The sequence below is a fragment of the Paenibacillus sp. JT31N17 genome (genome assembly GCF_056269255.1).
Genome location: NZ_JBWDNP010000002.1, coordinates 54,721 through 76,613, shown reverse-complemented (window position 1 = coordinate 76,613; position 21,893 = coordinate 54,721). Strand labels below are relative to the sequence as shown.

14 protein-coding genes are annotated in these 21,893 nt (G+C 52.6%); all 14 read right to left on the bottom strand.

Annotation, left to right across the window (positions count from 1 at the left end; genetic code table 11):
• Positions 1-74: 74 nt before the first annotated feature.
• Positions 75-1,094, bottom strand: a complete 1,020-nt coding sequence (gene mglC / locus AC0YOB_RS07985; protein WP_475792399.1) for a galactose/methyl galactoside ABC transporter permease MglC — start codon at positions 1,092-1,094, stop codon at positions 75-77.
• Positions 1,091-2,626, bottom strand: a complete 1,536-nt coding sequence (locus AC0YOB_RS07980) for a sugar ABC transporter ATP-binding protein (RefSeq protein ID WP_475792398.1) — start codon at positions 2,624-2,626, stop codon at positions 1,091-1,093. Before AC0YOB_RS07980 ends, mglC begins: the two co-directional genes overlap by 4 nt.
• A gap of 80 nt (positions 2,627-2,706) precedes the next feature.
• Entirely contained in the window at positions 2,707-3,744 is a 1,038-nt protein-coding gene (locus tag AC0YOB_RS07975; RefSeq protein ID WP_475792397.1) for a galactose ABC transporter substrate-binding protein, read from the bottom strand.
• A gap of 114 nt (positions 3,745-3,858) precedes the next feature.
• The gene (locus AC0YOB_RS07970) at positions 3,859-4,857 is read right to left on the bottom strand and encodes a substrate-binding domain-containing protein (RefSeq protein ID WP_475792396.1); all 999 of its coding nucleotides are present in this window, start codon (positions 4,855-4,857) and stop codon (positions 3,859-3,861) included.
• Entirely contained in the window at positions 4,833-6,557 is a 1,725-nt protein-coding gene (locus AC0YOB_RS07965) for a cache domain-containing sensor histidine kinase (protein ID WP_475792395.1), read from the bottom strand. Before AC0YOB_RS07965 ends, AC0YOB_RS07970 begins: the two co-directional genes overlap by 25 nt.
• Positions 6,550-8,181, bottom strand: coding sequence for a response regulator (locus AC0YOB_RS07960; protein WP_475792394.1), 1,632 nt, complete (start codon positions 8,179-8,181; stop codon positions 6,550-6,552). Before AC0YOB_RS07960 ends, AC0YOB_RS07965 begins: the two co-directional genes overlap by 8 nt.
• 104 nt (positions 8,182-8,285) lie before the next feature.
• The gene (locus AC0YOB_RS07955) at positions 8,286-10,091 is read right to left on the bottom strand and encodes an S-layer homology domain-containing protein (protein WP_475792393.1); all 1,806 of its coding nucleotides are present in this window, start codon (positions 10,089-10,091) and stop codon (positions 8,286-8,288) included.
• A gap of 76 nt (positions 10,092-10,167) precedes the next feature.
• A complete protein-coding gene (locus AC0YOB_RS07950; protein ID WP_475792392.1) occupies positions 10,168-15,444 on the bottom strand; it encodes an Ig-like domain-containing protein in 5,277 nt (1,758 codons plus the stop codon).
• 258 nt (positions 15,445-15,702) lie between these two features.
• Entirely contained in the window at positions 15,703-16,878 is a 1,176-nt protein-coding gene (locus tag AC0YOB_RS07945; RefSeq protein ID WP_475792391.1) for a UxaA family hydrolase, read from the bottom strand.
• The gene (locus tag AC0YOB_RS07940) at positions 16,868-17,170 is read right to left on the bottom strand and encodes a UxaA family hydrolase (protein WP_475792390.1); all 303 of its coding nucleotides are present in this window, start codon (positions 17,168-17,170) and stop codon (positions 16,868-16,870) included. Before AC0YOB_RS07940 ends, AC0YOB_RS07945 begins: the two co-directional genes overlap by 11 nt.
• 219 nt (positions 17,171-17,389) lie before the next feature.
• Positions 17,390-17,926, bottom strand: a complete 537-nt coding sequence (locus AC0YOB_RS07935; protein WP_475792389.1) for a hypothetical protein — start codon at positions 17,924-17,926, stop codon at positions 17,390-17,392.
• Between the two features lie 214 nt (positions 17,927-18,140).
• The gene (locus tag AC0YOB_RS07930) at positions 18,141-19,385 is read right to left on the bottom strand and encodes an MFS transporter (RefSeq protein ID WP_475792388.1); all 1,245 of its coding nucleotides are present in this window, start codon (positions 19,383-19,385) and stop codon (positions 18,141-18,143) included.
• A gap of 118 nt (positions 19,386-19,503) precedes the next feature.
• Complete coding sequence (locus AC0YOB_RS07925) at positions 19,504-20,157, bottom strand: TetR/AcrR family transcriptional regulator (protein WP_475792387.1); 654 nt, start codon at positions 20,155-20,157, stop codon at positions 19,504-19,506.
• A 704-nt stretch (positions 20,158-20,861) separates the two neighbouring features.
• Positions 20,862-21,842: a carboxymuconolactone decarboxylase family protein gene (locus AC0YOB_RS07920; protein ID WP_475792976.1), complete on the bottom strand. Its 981-nt coding sequence runs from the start codon at positions 21,840-21,842 to the stop codon at positions 20,862-20,864.
• Positions 21,843-21,893 lie beyond the last annotated feature (51 nt).

Sequence of the window (21,893 nt, the reverse complement as noted above, 5' to 3'; positions counted from 1 at the left end):
TACGATAACTTAATCTTTCAGTTTATTCAGATACATCAGTCAATTGATGTATCTGAATAAAACGCTCCATGAGCCTATTTTTTAGCCATATACTTGCGGATATCGAATGCAACGGCTGCGACGATAATGAGCCCTTTAATGATCAGCTGCCAATAAGGGCTGACGCCGATAAAGGTCAAGCCGTAGTTGATGACGCCGAAGATCAGCACGCCCGCCATAACGCCTGGCACCGTACCGATGCCGCCGGCCGTTGAAACACCCCCGACCACGCAGGCCGCAATAGCGTCAAGCTCGTACATATTGCCGTAATTGTTCGTCGCTCCGCCGGTGCGCGCCGCCTCCAGAACTCCCGCGAGTCCGTAAAGCGCCCCGGAGATGGAATAGACGGCAATGAGGCTGCGGGCAACATTAATGCCCGATACATGCGCCGCCTGAACGTTGCCGCCGATGGCGTACATGTTTTTGCCAAGCCGCGTTTTATTGAACACGACCCAGCAAATCAAGGCGACAATGACTGCGACAATGACAATGTTGGGGATGGAGTAGCCGCCCCCGAGATCGATAAAGCCGGAGCCCCATTTCGTGAAATCCGGGCGCAGGCCTCCGATCGGCTGCGACTGGTTCGGCTCCATGTCGAAGTAGATGGAGTTAACGCCGTAAATGCCGACCATTGTACCCAGCGTGGCGATGAACGGGGGCACGTGAAGCTTGGCGATGATCAAGCCGTTCACCAGTCCCACCAGCAGGCCCGCGATAATGCCTACAATAATGGGAGTGCCCACCCACAGCTGTGGAAGATCCGGAAAAAACCGGTTTGTGTACGACTCGATCTGAAGCATGGAAGCCGAGATGACGGCCGTCAGCCCGACAACCCGGCCCGCGGATAAATCCACCCCGCCCGTGATGAGAATGAACGCCGCGCCCAGCGCGATAATCAATCTTGTTGAGGATTGCTGCAGAATGTCACGCAGCGTCGAAAAGCCCAAAAAATGCGGATCCGCAATCGCGATTCCGATAACCAGCAGTATCAATACAACGAATATAGCGCGCTGCGCCAAATAAGTTCTGACTTTCATCATGGTTTGTGTATTCATTCGTTAAACCTCCCTGATTCAACCGGCCGCTGCTGTGCGGCCAGCCTCATGATCTCCTGCTCCGTTGCCGCGCCGCCCTCTACGATTCCCGTCTTACGGCCCTCGGACATGACCATGATCCGGTCGGACATGCCAATCAGCTCCGGCATTTCGGAGGAAATCATGATAATGCTTTTTCCCTGCTTGGCCAGCTGTGCAATAATCGTATAAATTTCATATTTGGCGCCGACATCGATGCCACGCGTAGGCTCATCCAGAAGTAAAATATCCGGCTCGGTAAGCAGCCAGCGCGCGAGCAGCACCTTCTGCTGATTCCCTCCCGACAGATTACGGATCTGGGTATTCACCGACGGCGTCTTCGTCCGCAGCTTCTCGACATTCTGCTGCGCCTCTTCTCTTCCTTTGCGTTCATTAAGCAGGCCTGCCCGGTTCTGGTAGCGGCCCAAATTGGCTATAATCGTATTCTCGTACACCGACAGCACGGGAAATATGCCGGTGGCCCGCCTCTCCTCTGTCAGCAGGGCGATTCTATGCCTCTTCGCATCGGAAGGCGATTTGATCCTTACGGCTTTGCCATGGATCGATACGGTGCCGGAAGCGACGCTGCGAAGACCGAACAGCGCTTCGACCAGCTCGGTCCGCTGCGCGCCGACAAGTCCGCCAAGACCCAGAATCTCCCCTTTGCGCAGTTCAAAGGATACGTTTTGGAACGATTTCGGATTCGCCGAGCTTAAGGACTCGACCTTCATCAGCGTATCCCCCGGCACATGCGTCCGTTCCGGGAAGCGCTCCGTCAAGTCGCGGCCGACCATCCGTTTAATGATCAGATCCATCGTCAGCTCGCCCGCGGCCCATGTCCCTACGCGCTTGCCGTCACGCATAATTGTCACATCGTCGGAAATACGCAGGATCTCCTCCATTTTGTGGGATATATAGATGATGGATACACCGCGCGAGCGAAGCCGGTTAATGATGGTGAACAGCTGCTCCACCTCGTTGCCTGTAAGCGAGGATGTCGGTTCGTCCATTACGATTACCTTCGAATGGAACGATACGGCCTTGACGATTTCAAGCGACTGGATCTTCGAGACGGACAGCGATCCCGTCTGAGCCCGCGGATCGATATCGATATCAAGGTCGCGGAAGATCTCCAATGTATCCTGATACATTTTTTTTTCATTTACTAACCGGAATGGCCCGTAGCCGAACGTAGGAAAACGTCCGAGCCAAATATTTTCCATCACATTGCGGTAGGGCACAGGATGCAGCTCCTGGTGAATCATGGAGACGCCCAGATTCAGGGCATCCCTGGAATTCTGGATCACTACCTGCTGACCGCTGAGCTTAATCTCGCCCGAGTCCGGTTGATAAATGCCAAATAAACATTTCATTAACGTTGATTTGCCTGCGCCGTTCTCCCCCATCAGCGCATGAACGGTCCCCGGCCGGACATGCAGCGCAACCTGATCAAGGGCCTTCACACCCGGAAATTCTTTCGAAATGTCGTTCATTTCCAAAAGATATTCGCCCATTACGATCCCTCCACTCCCCGTTTGATGCAGCAGAAAGGGCCAGACGAGCTTTCCGCCTGCCCCTTTCCGGCTTCCCTTTTTTATTTTGCGTCGTCCATGTTGTCCTTCGTGATTTTCACGTACGGTACCCATACATACTTGCCGTCTACAAGATCGTAGCCGGTCGTTTCCTTGTTGGGCGTCTCGCCCTTGGCGACTGCTGCGGCAATGTTCAGTGTCGCTTTGCCCTGATTGACCGCATCGTTCAGGACGGTGCCCAGCATCGTCCCGTCCTGCAGCGCCTGCAGCGCGGGAGCCGTTGCATCTACGCCGACGACCGGCATCGTTTTATCGCCTGTGAAATAGCCCGCCGCCTTTAACGCCTCGATCGCTCCCAGAGCCATATCGTCGTTGTTCGCCAGCACCGCTTCGATTTTATCGCCGTTGGCTGCAAGGAACGCCGACATCTTTTCCTGTCCCTTCACTCTGTCCCACATCGCCGTATCTTCCGCAACCTTCTCTACCTTGATGCCTGCCGCTTCAATCGCCTTGACCGAATACTCCGTACGAAGCTCCGCGTCCTGGTGGCCCGGCTCGCCCTTGAGCATGACATACTGCAGCACGCCATCGCCGTTCTTGTCCGCTGCCGGGTTAGCTTTCCAGTAGTCTGCGATCAGCTCCCCGGACATCGTGCCCGACTCCTCGGCTTTTGCGCCGACATAATACACTTTATCCCACTTCTGCATATCCTCCGGCAGCGGCTCGCGGTTGAAGAATACAATCGGCGTATCCGCTGCCTTTGCTTTATCGATCAGAGTGCCTGCCGCTGTCCGGTCTACCGAGTTGATAGCCAAAGCGCTCACCTTTTTCGTTATGAACAAATCAACCTTGTCGTTCTGCGTAGGCTGCGAGTTTTGGCTGTCGACGATATCGACAGTCGCCACTCCGCTTGCCGCCTCGGAAATGGCGTTGCGGACGCCCGTCATAAACGTGTCGTCAAATTTGTAAATGGCCACGCCGACTGTCGGCAAATCGCCGCCGCTGCCCCCGTTTGATGCCGCATTTGGCTCATTCGAACAGCCGACCGCTGCCGTGGACAGCATCGCGCCAATGGCAAGTACTGAAATCATCTTTTTCATCCATACAACCTCCCGATTAATGTGTATTCGTTCCCGCTACGTTTTCATTATGCTCCCGGGAGGGCCTTGGCGGAATTGATTATTCTCATATGTTCTATCGATTTTCTCATGCCTTTATTTGATAAAGGGAAACAGCAGCTTCTGATTTTTCTCGTCCAGCATATTGTTGATATCAATAACGACCGTACCGCTGTCCACCCGCTCAGGGAGCTTTTTCCCGTCTGCCGCCTCCACCGCATACTTGACGCTCAGATAGCCCATCGTAAAGGGATTTTGCACAATCGTGGACTGGATGACGCCTTCCTGCAGCATCTCCATAATTTCCGAAGTGCTGTCAAAGCCGATTACCTTGATTTTTTCGCCCACACCAAGCTCTGCCACCACGTTCATGACGCCGATCGTCGCAATGGCATTCAATGCAACAATGCCGTCAATTTGGCCGTATTCCTGAAGAATTTCTCTTGTAACCTGCTCCGCGGTCGCAATATCCGACTGGGCATACCGCAGATCGACGACCTGCACGCCGGAATACTGCGCAAGCAAATTGAGTAAACCCTCCTCTCTCTGCACGGCATTGCGCGCGCCTTCGACGAAGCTGACGACGGCGACCCTGCTGTTGTCGCCGGTCTGCTCGATCAGCTCCATCCCGGCCTTCCGCCCGGCAGCATAATTATCGGTGCCGATGTAGCTTTTCGCCTTCGTTGAAGCCACCTCCGTATCTATCGAGATAACGGGAATTCCGGCGCTTCCGGCCTTGTCGGTCGCCTGGCCGAGCGATAAATAATCGTTGGCCGCCAATATAAGAGCGTCGACCTTCCAGTCGATGGCCTGCTCGACCAACCGGATTTGCCCGCGGACATCCGTTTCCAGGGATGGGGCCGTAAAACGCAGATCAACCCCGAATTCCTTCGCCGCAACCTCCGCTCCCATCTGCACCGTTCCCCAATACTCGCCCTGGTTCATCTTCACGACCATGGCGATTTTCTTCCTGCCGACCGAAGCCGTTGCGTCGCTGCCTCCGCCGCATCCGGTAACAAGCAGGATTAAGGCACTTACGAGAAGCAGGCATCTGGCTGCATACGCAGGCTTTATTCCAACCCAAGCGGAATCCATACATTCACCTCCGTTCCTTCCTCCAGCTCGCTTGCCACTTCAAGGCCGTACTGCATGCCGAAATACAATTGAATCCGTTCATGCACATTGCGCAGTCCCACACCCGAGCCTTCTCCTTCCGTGCGCGAGCCCCGCAGCAGTACACGCAGCCGGTCAGGCGGAATGCCCAGCCCGTTGTCCTTTACCTGAAGACGTATCCGGTCCCCGACCGCTTCAGCCGAAATCCGGATCATGCCGGGATCCACCATTTTCTCAAAGCCGTGATAAATCGAATTTTCCACAATCGGCTGCAGGATCAGCTTTATCGTTTTGCACATCAGCACCTTTTCGCTTGCTTCGATGGAAAAGGTGAATTTCTTTTTGAACCGGATTTCCTGGATCGTCAAGTAGCTTCGGATATGCTCAAGCTCGTCGCTGAGCAAAATTATATTGTCTCCCCGGCTCAGCGAAATCCGGAAAAACCGGGACAGCGAGGTAATCATCCGGACAACATCCTCGTTCTTCCCGGAGCTGGCCAATCGGACGACTGAATTCAAGGTATTGTATAAAAAGTGCGGATTAATTTGCGCCTGAAGCACTTCAAATTCACGTTTGCGCTTCTCTTCCTGCTCTTCGACGATCTGCTTCATCAAATCTCTTATCCGCGTGACCATAATATTGAATCGGGCCGACAGCTTCACGACTTCGACGTAGCCGTGCACATTAATCGTCGTGCCGAAATTGCCCTGCTCGACCCGTTTCATGGAACGCTCCAGACTTTTGATCGGCCGCGACAAATAAGAGGAGACAAAATAAGCCAAAATGACGACGAAGCCCAGAACGGCAAGCATCAGCTTGAGCATGAATTCCGTCATTTCCCTGCGCGTCGTAACCGCCTCGTCCATAAACGATACGCCAATCACCTTCCACTGGATGCCGGGGATGGTCTGAACCGTAATAAGCCGTTCCTCTCCCAAAGCGGTATCTTTAAAGGAAGCATTGGAGACCCGGCTTACCCGCCCGACATTCTCGCTTTTCAGCCCCGCATAAATAAGCTGCTGCTGCGGGTGATAGACAATATTGCCATAGGCGTCAATCATATAGACGTATCCTTTATCCCCCAGGCTGACCTTCTGCATCAACGTGTCGATGGTCTTGAAGTTGACGTCGAGCAGCAGCACGCCTTCGATGGCTTGGCCTTCCTTCTGAAGGGTCAACTTTTTGCTTAAGGATACGACCCAGGGATACCTGCCTTTGAACAGGTTCTGAATATGGGGGGACGAGAACGAGACAGTCTCCCGATCCTTCAGTGCCTGCACAAACCAGCCTTGAGTCGGGACATTGGTATATTTGCGCTGCACCCCCTCCGGAATATCGGCTACAAGCTTGCCATGGCGGTCAAAAAAAGTAATCGATACGATGTCCTCTCTCGTATCCAGCACCGTGTCCAGCTCCCGCTGCAGCTGAGAGTCGGGAAATTGCCGGGACTTCTGAATTTTATCTTCGATCAGTGAGAAGGTGCCGGCGGTGCCATTCAAATAAGCTTCTACATTATAGGAAACCTGCTGCACAATCTGCTGGGTGCTCCTCTCCGCGTTCAATCCGGCCGTTGCGGCAAATTTGCTGTACAGCAAAAATCCGACGAGCAGCATCGCCAGCACGGACAAAGACACGAACGAGGCCGTAATCCAGAACTGGATACTCCGCAGGAGATTATTCATCGACCGGCACCCTTGCGCTGCTCCGGTATTCCTTCGGCGAAATGCCGTACAGCTTCTTGAAGGAAAAGCTGAAATAATTCGGATCGGCATAGCCTGCCTTCTCGGCTATTTCAAACGCTTTCATATCTGTTGTGCAAAGCAGCTCCTTGGCAATCTCCATGCGGAATTGCTGAAGATAGGCGACAAAGGTTTGCCTGGTTTCCTTCTTGAACAAGCCGCTGAAATAGCCCGCGCTGATGTAAAGCTCGCCGCACAGCTTCTGAACGCTCAGCTCGGGGTCCGCGTAATGCCCTTTCACATATTCTTTGGCTTGTTCAATCAGAGATCTTTGCGTAGAGCGGCGTTCACTCGCAATTTGACGCATAAGACGGATGCTGACATGGATGGCCCAATGCTTCGCCTCTTCAAGATTTTGAAACCGGTCGATTTGCGCAAACAGGCTTGTCTCGGAGGAAGGCACCTGCTCAATCGCAGTGCCGACCTCCTTCGCAACGCGAAATATAACCGTTACCAGCTCAAGCAAATACAGCTGCAAATCCATTACCGTTCCGCCCGTATCGGATAGCTCCCGAAACAGCCCGCTAATAATCGTGAGCAGCTCCGGTTCCGTGCCGACCTTAATGCAGCGCATAAGCGCCTGCTGCTTGAGCTCGTCGAACCGGGCAGCAGGGGCAGGGGTCCTCTGCTCAACGTCGCCGATCAGAATGACACGGTTATTGCCCAGCAAAAGACGATAATCCAGTGCTTGTGCAGCGGAATCGTAAGCTTCCTTGGCGTCAACCAGCCGTCCGATAGGCGTGCCCAGACCGATGGTGACGGTGCATTTTAAATATTTTTCGACGCCTTGCCTGATTTCCTCCATTGCGGCGGATATGCGGTAGATGAGTGAATTTCGGGAGGTTTCCGGACCCGAAGCCAGAATGACAACATCATGGCCGTGAATAAACGCCCTGGCCGGCGGCTCCAGCCGCCCGGCAATTTCCCCGGCAATGTTGTAGAGGGCGAACAATTGGAGCGCTTTATCCGAAGCGAGGCCAACGTCCTCCCCAGGCTGGGAATCCACGCGTATAACCGCGACGATGAAGGAGCCCCCCTCCAACTGCAAGCCGCATAATTCCGAATGGCTGTGCAGCTCAAGGATTGTCAGCTTTCTGCTCATCAGCGACGACAAAAACAGCTGCTGCAGCAAAGGCAGGCTTTGCCTGTAATGCTCGCGGAGCGTTTCTATATTTTTTCTGGCATCGATCTCCTCGTCGATAGTCTGCTTGACCTTGCGCAGCACATTCGTAAACTCCTGCGAGGAAAAAGGCTTTAACAGATATTCATCAATGTGAAGCTTGATCGCGCGCCGCGCATATTCGAATTCATCGAACCCGGTAAAGATAATAATTTTTACAGTAGGGCGAAGCTCGCGGATTTTCTCCGCTAATTCAAGACCGTTCATGTATGGCATACTTATGTCTGTTACGACGACATCCGGCGTAACCCGGTCCAGCATATCCAACGCTTCTTTTCCGTTCTCGGCGGTCGCAATGACCTCAATTCCAAGACTCGCCCAGTCTACCTCGCCAAGCATGCCTTCGCGCACATCCGCCTCATCGTCAACCAACATTAATTTATACATTCGATATCCCCCATATCGCGGTGCCTGATTGGCCGGTTCATAACAGGAAGAACGACCCCCATATCTGCGGATACGGGAGCCGTTCAAAAAACGCTGCCAAACGACTATATGAAATTAATATGCATCAGCAAGCGCGACAGCAGCATGACAGCCTGGGCCCGCGTAGCGGTGCTGCGTGGTTCCAGCGTATTTTCCGTCATGCCGGTCAGCAAGCCGATGTCTATATTCCCGGCCACAGCCTGTCTGGCCCATGCGCCAACCTCATCCTTGTCGAGATAGCCCGACAGGAGAGTATCCGGATCGGTTGCCGTATCCGCCCTGTACCCTGTCAAGCTTATTGCCCGGGATACCATCACGGCCATCTGTTCGCGGGTAACAAGCTGAGCTGGACGGAACGTTCCGTCTTCAAAGCCGTCTATAAGCCCAAACTCGGCTCCCGCCTGAACCGGCTCCGCATACCATGCCTCTTCATTTACATCTGTAAAGGACGCTTCTCCCTCCCCCTTCAAGCCTAAAGCCCGCACCAGAAGGGCAGCGAACTCCGCTCTGTTAATCGTCCGGTTCGGCGAGAACGACGTTCCGCTGTCGCCTTTTACAATCAGCTTCGACGCTAATCTCTCAATTTCACCGGCGGCCCAGTGCGACTGAATATCAGAGAACGTCTGCTTGTAGGAAACGACGCCGTAGACGCTGTTTCCGTTGCGTTTTATGACAACCTCCGTCTTTCCGTCGGTCCGGGGCGCAAATTGCGACGGTGCGAACAAGATCCCACCGCTGACCGTATCGGTGTAGAACGCTGTCGCGGTCACGGAGTCCTGGAGACCGGGAATAATGATGCTGCGGTTCACAAAGGTTTGGCCAAATTCGCTGATCCCGATCGTCTTTCCGTTGGCCGCAACGGAAATCCGGTACTCGACAGGCGTTCCGAGCAGCGTCATGCCGGCATTCAGCCGGCTCTTCAACAGCCCGGTTTCCGCTTGATTTAACTTGCGGATGGCAATGACAAGAGTCATCTGCTCGGCATCGGCCTCAAGCTTGCCGGCTAATGATGCCGTTTGCAGAACATGCAGAGGTAAATCGTACGATGCAAACCCGCTGCGTATCGAAATGATGGTTTTCCCGGATTCATGCCTCTGAAATGCCTGCACAGGTATATCTAACAATAGCTCATCGGCAGATTCTACATCAATCACGAGTTTTCCGCCATCCGGAACCCTGCCAAGCTCATCCAGATAGGCCTCCAATATAGACGGCTTGACCTTGACATGAACCGTCTGCGTACCGTCTTGTGCTTCCGTAATATCTACTGTTTTATCGTTTTCCTCCAATGGGATTTCGGATCGGGGAGTTGGGACGGCCGGATTTCCGGGACTGCCGTTGCCGCTCCCCGGACTGCCCGGACTGCCAGAGTTCGTGATGGTAACATCAATACTTGTTCCCGCATCCCATACCAGCGCATTCAATTGGCTGTCCCCTAGTTTTACCCGGTCCAGATGTATGGCCGCCTTGCCTTCGGTATTGGCTTTGGCCTTGAATTTCACCTTCGCGATCACCACATCGCCGGATTCTCCGGCTACATTTCTAAGCTTGGTAAATGGAATCGTAACCTGATTCCCTTCCTGAACGGGAGGAACCTTGTAGCCGGCGTCTGTCATGTACTGAACGACGTCTGCAAATTCAAGTTTTTGCCCGTCATAGCTCAGTTTCAATTCATATCCATAAACGTCCTGAACGTCCTTGGCCTGAACCGTGACAATAAATTCCCCGTTTGGCTGCACCTGCCCCGCATCCGTATCCAATGCAAACACGGCTTCTGCCGAAGCTGCAGCAGCTCCGAATAAATACAACATGATGCTCAAACCGATGACCGTTACAACCATCAACCCGTTCCGGCGCGCTTTCCTTCCCATGTATCCCATGCCTCCGTTTTGCTGAACAGGAAAGGGGTGACCCCATTGATAGCCGGCCCCTTTCCCTCACAGCCGTTTACACTAAAATATTTCTGGCGACCACGATCAGATCCATAATATCGATGACGTTGTCATTGTTCAAATCCAGCCGCTTAATCTCGTTCCAGCCGCTGTCCTCGCTGTTCAAGCCGTAGTTTGCGGATATTATTCCCAGATCGCCGATCGACACTTTGCCGTCGCCGTTGACATCGCCCGGAATCGCGGCGATTTGCTTGCCCAGGAATAATTGCAGAGCGTTGTTCAAAGATTCTCCGGCATGCTCGACCTGAGCTTGAGTCGCTGCAGAATCACTGGCTGTTTGTTCGGCGGACGTCAGCTCCGCTTGCAAAATCGCTTTGGAGCCTGCAGGATACTGCCCTGGCCTGGTACCTTCCACTGCCGCGCTTAAAGCTGCCTGTACTGTACTAATCAGATTGTTTAATGCGGACTTATCGACCAATAAAAGCTGAATGTTCAGGACAGAGCCGTTAGCTGCCGCCTCCTGACCCGTATTGCTGCTTAATGTGGCGGAGGCCACCTGGATCGCAGCTGCCGGGATGCCAGCATTATCTTTCACTTTCCATTTCAAATCGACCAGCGGTCCGTCCGAACGAATGGCGCCGCCCGACCCTTGGCTTGCCAAAATGAGGCGAAGCTGCCCTGCATCCGTTAATTGATGATCCACAACTGCCAGCCCCTCCTTCACGGATACGGCCTCCACAAATTCAAATGCCGCCGTATCGAAGGTAATCGTGACATCCTGCGCATAAATCTCTTGTATGACACTGCCCTGCACTCGGTCAAGGCCATAGCTTGTCACGAACGTTTGACCGCGCGACACCTGCACCGGTCCCGTTAATGACGTGTTCGGGGCATCGCTTGCCGTTACCGTAACATCGGCTTTGGCGGTAAAACCGCCGTCTGCCGTCGTTGCCGTTACATAGGTCTCGCCGGGAGACACAGCCGTAACGGTACCGTTATCGCTTACTGCCGCGATTGCCGGATCGTAGACCGACCATGTTACCGTTTTATTGGCCGCCCCTTCAGGTTCAACGGTGACGATTAACGTCTCGCTGCCTCCGACTGTCAGCGACAGTTTATCTTTGTTCAAGCTCACTCCCGTCACTTTGGAATCTTCCGTTACTGCAACGGTCGCTGCCGCCTGCACATTGGAACCGCTGACGGTCCCGTTAACGGTGAAGCTTCCGGCTTGAGCATAGGACGCGGGATCAACAGCATTCCATGTTACTGCAACCTGGGCCCTCGATCCATCGGAATATACCGCTTCGACTATCGGTGGCAATATTGGCGCGACTCCCGCTTTTGTCGTCACATGGATTCCCGGAATTTCCTCGATAACCGGTTCGTTGAACTGATTGCCGAGCACCTCGAGTTCAGTGATGGTCATGGCTCCGGACGCGCTGGAGTATGGAGTGGCATTCTCCATGCCTACACGCACCTTGGCGGATGTCAGGCTGTCAAATGTGATGGTGGTCGCTTCGTTAGCAGCAGCTGCCCACGCAATGTTCTGGTTTCCTGCGGACACCCACTTCAAGCCGTCCCAGTATTGAACATCAAGCGATTTTGGCAGATTATTCGTTGGAGCCGTACCGCCAATCGCGAAATAAAGCTTCATGGAATCGAAGTTTTGCTGCTTCGGCCAATACACCTGCACAAATTCATAGGGACGCGTATTGTTGACTGCCGGCAGATTCGCCGTTGCCGAGATGCTGTATCTGTTGCTCCAGCCGGCGCTTGTCTTGTTGCCGTCCAACATTAAATTAGGATAGGATGTGCCGTTAGTAAATGTAGCCGTTGCAAGCGGTCCGGCAGCCGAAACGGTATCCTGCGTTCCAGTACCCGCCGCGCTGCGGGCCAGATTGACGCCAGGCGTATACTGATCCGTCACCACAATCGTGGCTTTTGCCGGATTCGGCAGTCCTGCAATTTGACCGTTCACCGTGATTACGCCGTTTGACTCCAGCTGGCTCGGCGCAATTTCCTCCCATGTTACGGGCTTCATTACACTCAGACCGTTGGTATAACGAACCTTCACATTAGCGGGCAAGACCGGCGTGTCGCCTTTGGCAGCGGCAACGCTGACGCCAGCTTCGGCAAAGTCGTATACATCTACATAAGCGGTGGCCTGCAGACCCCCGACTGATGCTGTAGCCTGGAAGGATCCCGCCACCGTTGAAGCCGGAATATCGCTCCAGGAGACGGCTTGCCGGGAAGTCGACCCGTCCGCCTTGACTACGGTTACCTGCGCCGGAAGATTGACATCGTCTCCCTTTTTCACATGAAGGGTGACCGGTGTTATTCCAACATTGCCGGTCGCATCTGCAGCAGCGGCAAATACTGTCGCTTGCGCCGGAGCGGAGCCTTCGAAGGAGGCGGTTACCGTGATCGGGCCAGTCTGTCCTTTATTCGACTGGACAATGACAAGCACCTTGCCGTTGTATGCGGAGCGTTCCGAATATGCGCTGCGGTCCGCATTGTTCCACTTATAGAGCTCCGCGCTTTCCTGCTGCCCATTGTCCACACCGACAATCGAGCCGCCCGTAACATTGAATTTAACCAGTTGATTGGCATCCGGAACCAGACTGCCGTTCTCGTCCACTACATCGGTTTCAATATAAGCCAGACTGCGTCCGTCGGCGGTAATGACCGGCTTGTCCGGCGTCATTTTAAGCGTGTAGGGCTGGCCTGCCGTTTTTACGACGTCGGTGGACGTCACCACCGGACTGGTTGGATCCGCGTACGTTTTTACTTCCAGTGTTCCTGGCGCGAATGGCACCTTCCAGGTGAGATGAAGCTTGCCGTATTCACCGGTCGGACTCAAATATCCGCCTGTGTTGGTGCCGCTGGTATTCAGCTTGTCATCCTTGGTCGGTTCGGAGGTTTCGTAGTATTTTTTGCTGTAATTGGTTGTCTTGATATCGAAGCTCTTGCGGCCCAGCGATTCGCCGTTCAGGAACAGCTCCGCGCTTTGCTGGTTGGTGTTGACCCATACGTCCACGATCTCCCCAGGCGTCCAGCTGGTCCAGTTCATGGGCACGATATGCGACATGGGCTTCGACGTCCATTGGCTTTGAAAGAGATAGAAGGAGTCCTTGGGGAATCCAGCCGTGTCGATAGCGCCGAAGGAGGAGACGCCTACCGGGTATACATTGTACGGAGTCGGCTCGCCTATGTAATCGAAGCCCGTCCATATAAACTGGCCGATAAACGGTTTTCTGTCCCGGTCTTTCTTCAAGCCGTACTCGTTGCCCATCGTCCAGGAAGCGAAATTATTATCATACGACGATGTTCCGCGCGAGCCCGGTGTCTGGTTCACGCCGGTATTGACCAATTGGACGTCCTGATAGACTCCGCGCGCGCTTGTTTGCGAGGAGGATTCCGATTCAAAGAAGAACGTATTCGGGAACCGCGTTGCCAGCGTATCCACGGATTGCGCCGTATTGTAATTCAAGCCGTATCCATCCAGATAATTATTGATGAGACCCCAGACGCTGGTAGGCGTCGGCGGAGTCCGCTCCTGGTCGCCGCCCATGACGACCGGCCGGGAAGGGTCGATTGCCAGAACATCGCGCTTCAGGCGGATGGCTTCGCTGTATTCATTGAAGGAGGCGACGCCATACAATTCCTGCGTATTCATCCAGGCGGGCTTCGTGCCGACTCCCCTCACCTCATTACCGATCGACCACATAATGACGGCCGGAGAGTTTTTATCGCGGTTTACCATTTCCTGCAAAACCCAGTCGCTCCACATAAACTGAGCGCCATTGGTGCTCGGAACCGGCGCAAGGACCGAACCCGCCCAGCCCTCGGGCATACTGGTCAGGAACCAGTTGCCAAAATCGTAGGTAGCCTTGCGGCTCCCCCAACCGTCAAAGGCTTCTTCCATAACGACGATCCCCAGCTTCTCGCAAGCAAGAATAACTTCTTTGCTCGGCGGGTTATGCGAGGTTCTGAAGGCGTTGACGCCCATATCCTTGAGAATCCTGAATTTCCGCATGGCCGCATCCAGCGTGCTGGCTGCTCCCAATGCCCCGTCATCATGATGCAGATCGACGCCCTGAAGCTTCGTATAGACGCCATTCAAATAAAAGCCGCCGGAATTAGCGGTCGTATCGGCATCCGTCACATCTACATCCTTGATTTCAACCCAACGGAAGCCGTATGACGTATCGATCGAATCGACGACATTCGGTCCGGTGCCGCCGTTGATTTCGGTAATCAGCTCCGTACGGATCGTATACAGATACGGATCGTCTATCGACCAGAGGTGAACATCCGGCACCTTAAAGCTGTCGTTCAAGGTAAGCTTTGTAGACGGATTATAATCGACCACATCACTGGTATGTGTCGCGACGACACTTCCGTCAGCCGCAATAACGGACGTGCGGATATTTGTAACCCCATTGGAGGCTTCGGAATAAATATCCGCCGTCACTGCCAAATCGGCGCTTTTATCCGCTTTGTACGCAGCTTCAAGTCCAGGCGTGGTATAGGTGAGGCCATGCCGCAGAAAACGGGTTTTATCCGTTACGACAAGACTGACCGGTCTTGTAATGCCGGAGCCTGTGTACCAACGGCCCGATGGGGCCATGTTCTGCACTTTGACGGCTATGACGTTCGGCTGATCGCTTCCCAGCGTCACATAAGGAGTGATATCGTAAGAAAAGCCGGTATAGCCGCTCGGGTATTCGCCAACCAGATTGCCGTTCACATAAACAACGGAGTCTGCGTACACGCCTTCAAAGTCGATGGCAATCTTCTTGTCTCCCATGGATTCCGGCAGTGTGAAGGTTTTGCGGTACCAGCCCAGCCCTCCCTGCAAATAACCTTGCGAGTTGCTTGAGCCTGCAAGCTTCTGTCCTTCAATGCTCCAGTCGTGAGGAACATTCAGCGTTCTCCATGAACGGTCGTCAAAACCGGATTTAACAATGTCGGCAGCAGCGGGCGCATCGGGAGGATCCTGCAGCCCATTGACGATATTGCCGGAGATGAGCGCCGGCGTACGGGTTGCGAGATAAAACTGCCAGTTGTCATTAAAATCAATGCTGCGTTCACTATTTTCCGCTACTGCAGTGATAACCTTCGAAGCCGAAGCTGCCGGGTCTGAGTCGGCGCTTGCCGGGAATGAAGGCAGCAGCGTTACAGCAAGTATGCCGCATAAGATCATGCTTACGGCTTTTTTGATTGCGCTTCCATTTTTGCTTTGCTTAACCCTCATCTTGTCCTGGAACAGTGGAGCCTTGTCTAACGATGATCTCTTGCGGAGTTTAAAATGCAATAAAATTTGATTCAATCTTACAACCTCCCCGATTGTGATTTACTTCTCATTCATTATGCTTCCGGGGAGACCATGGCGGAATTGAATATTCTCATGCGTTCTATCGAATTTCTCATATTCTTTGACAGGACTGTCAATTATATCTGCATCACGTCGGAACGGCAAAAAGCCTACTGCCGGCGGGAGCAATAAGCTTTTTGAATGATCAGCAAGTATAGCTTTGCGCCTAAGGAAGGCTTCAGCCTTTTCTACTGAATTGCTTAATCCAAACGTTTAAAAGGTTGGTCCAATCCGCCATATCCCGAAGTCATGCTGCTTCAAGACCTCCGCTTTGGTCAGCTTGCCCGAGCAGACCAAGGCCATTTCATCGAACAAGCGATGTCCGACATGATCGATTGTTTCCGTTCCGTCAATAATCGTTCCCGCATTCATATCGATGTTATCATTCATATTCTCGTAAATTGCCGTGTTCGTAGCAATCTTTAGGACCGGTACGATCGGGCAACCCGTCGGAGTGCCGCGTCCTGTCGTGAACAGCACCACCTGCGCGCCGCCGGCCGCCATACCCGTCAGCTGTTCGATATCATGGCCAGGCGTATCCATCCAGACAAGCCCCTTCCGTGTAGGCGTCTGGGCGTAATCGATCAGCTCCTGCAGCGTAGACGAACCCGCCTTGCCCGCGGCACCGAGAGACTTCTCTTCCAGCGAGGAAAGCCCTCCTTTAATATTACCCGGGCTTGGATTGCCTGTGCGGATATCGACTCCCATCAGAATCGCCCTGTTTTCCATCGCCTGAATGACCTCGTACACCCGCTTGGCCACCTTATCATCGGATGCTCTCGCCGCCAATAAATGCTCGGCTCCGATCAGTTCCGTCGTCTCGGCCAAAATTGCCGTACCGCCATGTGCCACCATCAGATCGCTGACGACGCCGACCGCCGGATTGGCCGACAGGCCCGAGCACGCATCCGACCCTCCGCATTCCGTACCGACAATCAGCTCACTGAAATCGCAAAGCTCACGGGTCTGGGCGGATGCGTCCACTACCATCTTCGCCGCGATCTTTGCGCCTTGCGCAATGGCCATCAAGGTGCCGCCGTGATCCTGAATGGAGACGACCTCCACCGGCTTGCCGCTTTTTGCGATTTCCCCGGCCACACTGCGGGCCTGATGCGTCTCGCAGCCCAAGCCGAGCACGACAACGCCATATACATTCGGATTCAGGCCCATTCCCGCATAAGTGCGGAAGGTTTGCTCATAATCCGTCCCCACCTGCGCGCATCCATGCTGGTGAATGAAGGATACCGTCCCCTGCACCAGCTCGGTGATTTGCTTTGCCGCCTGGGCCGCGCAAGTAATTGTCGGCAAGATCAACACATGATTGCGTACCCCTACACGCCCGTCCGCCCGCCGATAGCCCCAAAATGTCGCTTTCCGCTCATTGGTCATGCCGGTCTCCCCTTCCTCTTGTTCCTTCCAGATTATGAACATGCACATGCTCACCGGGTACAATATCGGCAACGGCTCTGCCAATCGTTTCCCCGTACTTGAAGATCGGCTCTCCGGTCTGGATCGGTGAAATGGCAAATTTATGGCCGACTTCTATGAGCTCTTTCATCTCCACTACAAGGATCGTTTCCTGGCATTCGATTGTAACCTCGGCTCCAATGGGAATTTCCGTCAAAGCGGTAGCCACATTATCCTGCGGCTTAATCATGACAGCCCTGTACATATCGCTCATTCAACCGTGCCTCCTTACCTTTGCGGCAGCTTGTTTTATATTATAAAACAATGTTCTATTAGAGCGCTTACATTATTATAATACGGTGTTATCGGAACATATGCCAGTACTTTATTATTGGCCGCTCGCCTTGAATTTTTCCGTACTTCGCTTCAGCCGTAGAGGGCTGCCGCGCGGAAGCCATTCGGCATTGAACTCGTGCTTCCGTCGAATACCGGCTTAGCCTGGAATTTGTTCAATTATTTGTCCATTTGCCGAACGGCCTATTACAGAGGACCCTCCCAGGTCTATTCCATCTGTAATTAAGAACCATAACCTTTCGCCGCTATCGTATTCAAGTATCTTTGCTGGATATTGCTTTCCTTTGTTAGTCGTAACAAGTACGCTTTCAACATCGGAGTCGAAAATTTTTCCATAACTAATCTCCGTGTACTTTGAGAACTCCCCCCTTAAGTCTGAATAAGACCAGCCTAACTTATATCCCTTTGGAGTTTGCGAGGTGGAGCCGCCAATAAAATGCCAGCCAAATAGATTTTTCTTTACCATTGCAATACCGAAATACTCTTGTGGAGCAGCGCCCCATTCATAAAATGCGATAGCATTTTTATTTTCTAATCGTTCAATCCGAACAAGGTTTGTCATTGGCTGGTTTAAAGAAAGAACAGCCGTTTTAATGCCTTGTGCATCGTCCTTCAGTCCGAATGAAACGATTAATATCGCAGCGGTGGATAAAATGATTTTCATTATTTTTGACAAGAAACCATCTCCTCACCACGACAATTAAAAAGATGTTTCATCAGCTTTAAGCTATCCATTATACGCTTCCAGTGTCTGGAAAGTTTCTTTCATCCCCCCGCCTGCTGGCAGGAATCTCTTTCCTTGCCCTTACGCCTTTTCAACGGGGCGGAATCCTGTGTTAACGACAGCTTCAACACTTATAGAGATCATATGAACCGGAAAAACCAGCCCCTTAAAGGGACTGGTTTACGCTGCCCAGGCTGTCTAAACGTTCGCTCGCATGCATCCGTTTGAATTGGACATACATGAAGAAGCCCGTTAATATCGTGGCGATGCCTGACCAGAAGAACCACGTTTGCACGCCGAATTTGTTTACAATCGGTCCTGCCAGAGCGAGCCCGATCGGCGCGGAGAGCAGCGTGACGCTGGTCACCAGAGAGATAACGCGGCCCAGTATGGCAGGTTCATATGCTCGTTGAAGCATCGCCATATAAGGGCCATTGAAGAATGGGGCCGCCATTCCCATGACGGAGGAGAGGATGACGAACAGGATGAACGACTCTTGGCTGATGACACCGATCGCTACGCAGGTGAGGCCGATTCCAACCAGGCTGATGCAAATATACGCAATGTCTTTCAAGCGGGAACCGAGCATGGACAACAGGATCGCGCCCAGAATCATTCCGATGCCGAACAAGGCCTCGACCATACTCGCATTGTAGCCGCCGCGTCCGAAATGCGACAGGGTCATCAAGGGAAACAAGGTCGGAAGCGGCATGAACGCAATACCGAAAATCGCGGTGCCGACGGTAAGCAGAACAATCGGTTTTGCCTGAATAAAGGCTTGCCAGCCAAGCTTGAATTCGCTATAGAAGGAAGGGGCTGATGGAATGGATTCCGCCTTTGGCTGATGGATTCTCGTGAGCAACAGCATCAGATTGGCGATCAAAGCGCCAAACACATCCAGAAACAGTACAATGCCAAGAGAAGTGGCCGAGTATACCGCAATGCCGAGGACAGGTCCGGCTATCATCGAGACAGATTGGATCATCTGCTGCCAGCCTGCCACCCGGGTCAGCTGATCTTCCGGAGCAATCAGTGGTATTGCCGCCTGGAATGCAGGGGCATGGAATGATGAAGCGGTCGAGCGGATCAACAGGATGACATAAACAAATACCAGGCTCGGGTCACCCACGTAATAATAGATACCTAAAGCCAAGCTGAAGAGGGCAATCGTCCCATCCGCTGCAATCATCGTTTTCTTGCGGTTCCAGCGGTCGAGCCACACACCGATAAAAGGACCCAGAATGACCTGCGGCAAAAATCCGGCAAGCCCGGCGATCATCAGGACAATCGCAGACTCGGTCGTCGCCGTCAGATGCCAAATGATCGAGAATTGAACCATGGATGTGGTCAGGATCGAGAAGAGCTGACCGCTGAAGATTAAGGCGAATGTTTTTTTCCATTGCTGTTTCATAAGTATTCCTCCATTTTTTAGCTCGTATTTTTTTGATACCAACCGAAGGTATGTATAATGCCAAAAAATAATCTGCCTCAGAGGCAGTTATTTTAAGCCTAAAACCTTCAGCCGGCTTTCATATCTTTTCACTGTACAAACGATAAAACTCCGCATACCGGTCGATCATTTGCTCATCGAGCAGGTCAAGCCCTAATCCTTGCAATAAGGTCTGGAAAAACCGGCATCGGCGAAGCATATCCTCGGCTGGAGCTTCGAAAATCAAGGGGGTCAGCCACAGACTGCTGAGAAGCATGATCGTTTCGCTAAGCTCCTTGGGATAGTCGGTTTGGATGGAGCCATCCGCTATTCCCTGCTCGATGATGGGCTGGATATAAATGGGCACTGCATCTTCGATTACGCTTTGCATTTGGGCTGCCAGCATCCTTGGATTGTTCAAGAGATTAGGCGCCGTGGACATCATTTCCAGTTGGACGGGATTATTCAAAGAGACGCGGATGATTTGGCGAAGCTTATCCAGACCGTTAAGTGCCTTGTCATCCCGGATGGCGATCAAATTATCGTCAACTCCTTTGAAGAGCTGTTCGATCACCGCCAACATGATATCCTCCTTTGACTTGAAATGGTGATAAATGGCACCCTTCGTAAGCCCGCCAAGGCCGTCTATAATATCCTGAATAGAGGTGTGTTCATAACCCCTTTCCATAAACAGGCTCAGCGAAACGTTGAGAATCTGGTTTATCGTTTCTTCAGGGTGTTTATTTCTTGCCAAGATTTCTTCCTCCTTTCATACATTCGGTTGGTATGTAACTAATATATCGGTTACCCGTCGAATTGTCAAGCTAAATAAAAAAGAAGATCAATCAGGCCCTTCTTATTAAATTTACTTCCCATGTTTGATACGGTGTCCATGCTAAAGGGTACATATAACAAGCCATTCTTATGCTGTAGCTCTTATCTTCTATTTGCACAACTTGTGTAAAGAAAAGAGTACTTCCTTCATTCTGAATTTTTAAACCGCTAGAAGTATTGATCTGTATCGGGTGTGGACTGGAAATTATTTCTTTAACAGCATTCTTATCGGAGTAAATCGTTATATCCTCTAAGCGTAAATTATTGATCCCGGCCTTTAATTGATATTCGCGGTTCCAATCCGAGTGTCCAATACAGGGTATCGAAATCAGTAAGGTAAGTATGAGTGCCGCGGAGATGATTTTTATAACCATGTTTTTGAACATCAGAGAACTAAAGAGTATAACGAAAATGACCATAAACAATACAATGATCACGATACTTGCCATCCAATCACTCAATAGCCAATTAAGTATCTTTCTCCCTCCTACCCGCTATTGCATGCCAATCGCCTGTCATAATATACATCTTGTTGTGGTTGAGTTAACAATAATTCAGAACGCCATGTTTAACTAGTACTATCTTTTCCTGGTACCTAACATAGAGTCGCCAACAGGATTCCAACTATCCAACCCGCTCGCTATCAAACGGGAACGAAGCCGCGCCGTCGATCTTGGCTGTGCCCGCGAAGAAGTCGTTATCGATCGTCCCTTCCCATGTGATGGTTATTGGATACGGTTTCGTCATGACAGTCGTGAATGTCACTTGATGCCCGGATACCTTTCCCTCTGAGATCGGCACAGTGACATCCAATACCTCATTGATGAGCGAGCCGGACAGTACCCCCTCCCTCGTCATGATCATGAGCCGGAGTTCCTGTGTCGCCGCTGGGTGGTAAAATTTCAGATGCCACGTCCCATCTGGTTTGGCCTCTGATCGTTCTCCGGCCGTGGAGCTGCTGATCGGCCGTTGGGGAGGCAAGGATGACTCGCAGGACATACCTTCGCCGAGACGGGGGCGCCCAGGCTCGGCCTGCACTCCGAGCGAATTCAGGAATCCGGCGTTCATCCGGTAGAAGCCAATCAGCATCAGCAATTCGATGATCTCTCCCTCGTCGTACGATGCTGTCAGTGCCTTCCATGTCTTCTCCGAAGCGCAGTCGTCTGCACAGAGGTCGTCGATTAAGTCTAGTACCGCCGCATCAGCATCGGACCACGGGCCAGCGCCTTGTGCAAGGGAATCAATCTCGGCGGCGGTCATTCCGGCACCGAGAGCTCCGGGAACGTGGTTGGCCCACTGGTACTCGCACGAGGAGCGGAGTCCAACACGTAGGATCAGAAGCTCGCGTGTTCGCATTGACACCCGTCCTCCGGTCGTGAGGTGCGCTCCAAACTCCAGCCAGGCCTCCAGCAGGTCTCCACGGTGTGCAAGCATTCGAAGCACATTCGACGCTCCGGTACCTGCCAACACGCGCTGATCTTTCGACAGCGTCAACACATCCATCAGCGGAATCCGAGCCTCCGTCGGCCGCTTGATCGCTCCCCGCCCTTGCCGCATATTCACTTGTGCCGCTCCGTCCGATTTGTTCCTCATTTCCTCTTCCATCAAGCTTTTCCTCCTTTAAATAAACCGTTGTTCTATTTATTATTGGTTACG

Bases quoted from the DNA above. Each gene is read 5' to 3' on its own strand.
- mglC (WP_475792399.1), bottom strand. From the start codon at position 1,094: ATGAATACACAAACCATGATGAAAGTCAGAACTTATTTGGCGCAGCGC.
- AC0YOB_RS07980 (WP_475792398.1), bottom strand. From the start codon at position 2,626: ATGGGCGAATATCTTTTGGAAATGAACGACATTTCGAAAGAATTTCCG.
- AC0YOB_RS07975 (WP_475792397.1), bottom strand. From the start codon at position 3,744: ATGAAAAAGATGATTTCAGTACTTGCCATTGGCGCGATGCTGTCCACG.
- AC0YOB_RS07970 (WP_475792396.1), bottom strand. From the start codon at position 4,857: ATGGATTCCGCTTGGGTTGGAATAAAGCCTGCGTATGCAGCCAGATGC.
- AC0YOB_RS07965 (WP_475792395.1), bottom strand. From the start codon at position 6,557: ATGAATAATCTCCTGCGGAGTATCCAGTTCTGGATTACGGCCTCGTTC.
- AC0YOB_RS07960 (WP_475792394.1), bottom strand. From the start codon at position 8,181: ATGTATAAATTAATGTTGGTTGACGATGAGGCGGATGTGCGCGAAGGC.
- AC0YOB_RS07955 (WP_475792393.1), bottom strand. From the start codon at position 10,091: ATGGGAAGGAAAGCGCGCCGGAACGGGTTGATGGTTGTAACGGTCATC.
- AC0YOB_RS07945 (WP_475792391.1), bottom strand. From the start codon at position 16,878: ATGACCAATGAGCGGAAAGCGACATTTTGGGGCTATCGGCGGGCGGAC.
- AC0YOB_RS07940 (WP_475792390.1), bottom strand. From the start codon at position 17,170: ATGAGCGATATGTACAGGGCTGTCATGATTAAGCCGCAGGATAATGTG.
- AC0YOB_RS07930 (WP_475792388.1), bottom strand. From the start codon at position 19,385: ATGAAACAGCAATGGAAAAAAACATTCGCCTTAATCTTCAGCGGTCAG.
- AC0YOB_RS07920 (WP_475792976.1), bottom strand. From the start codon at position 21,842: ATGGAAGAGGAAATGAGGAACAAATCGGACGGAGCGGCACAAGTGAAT.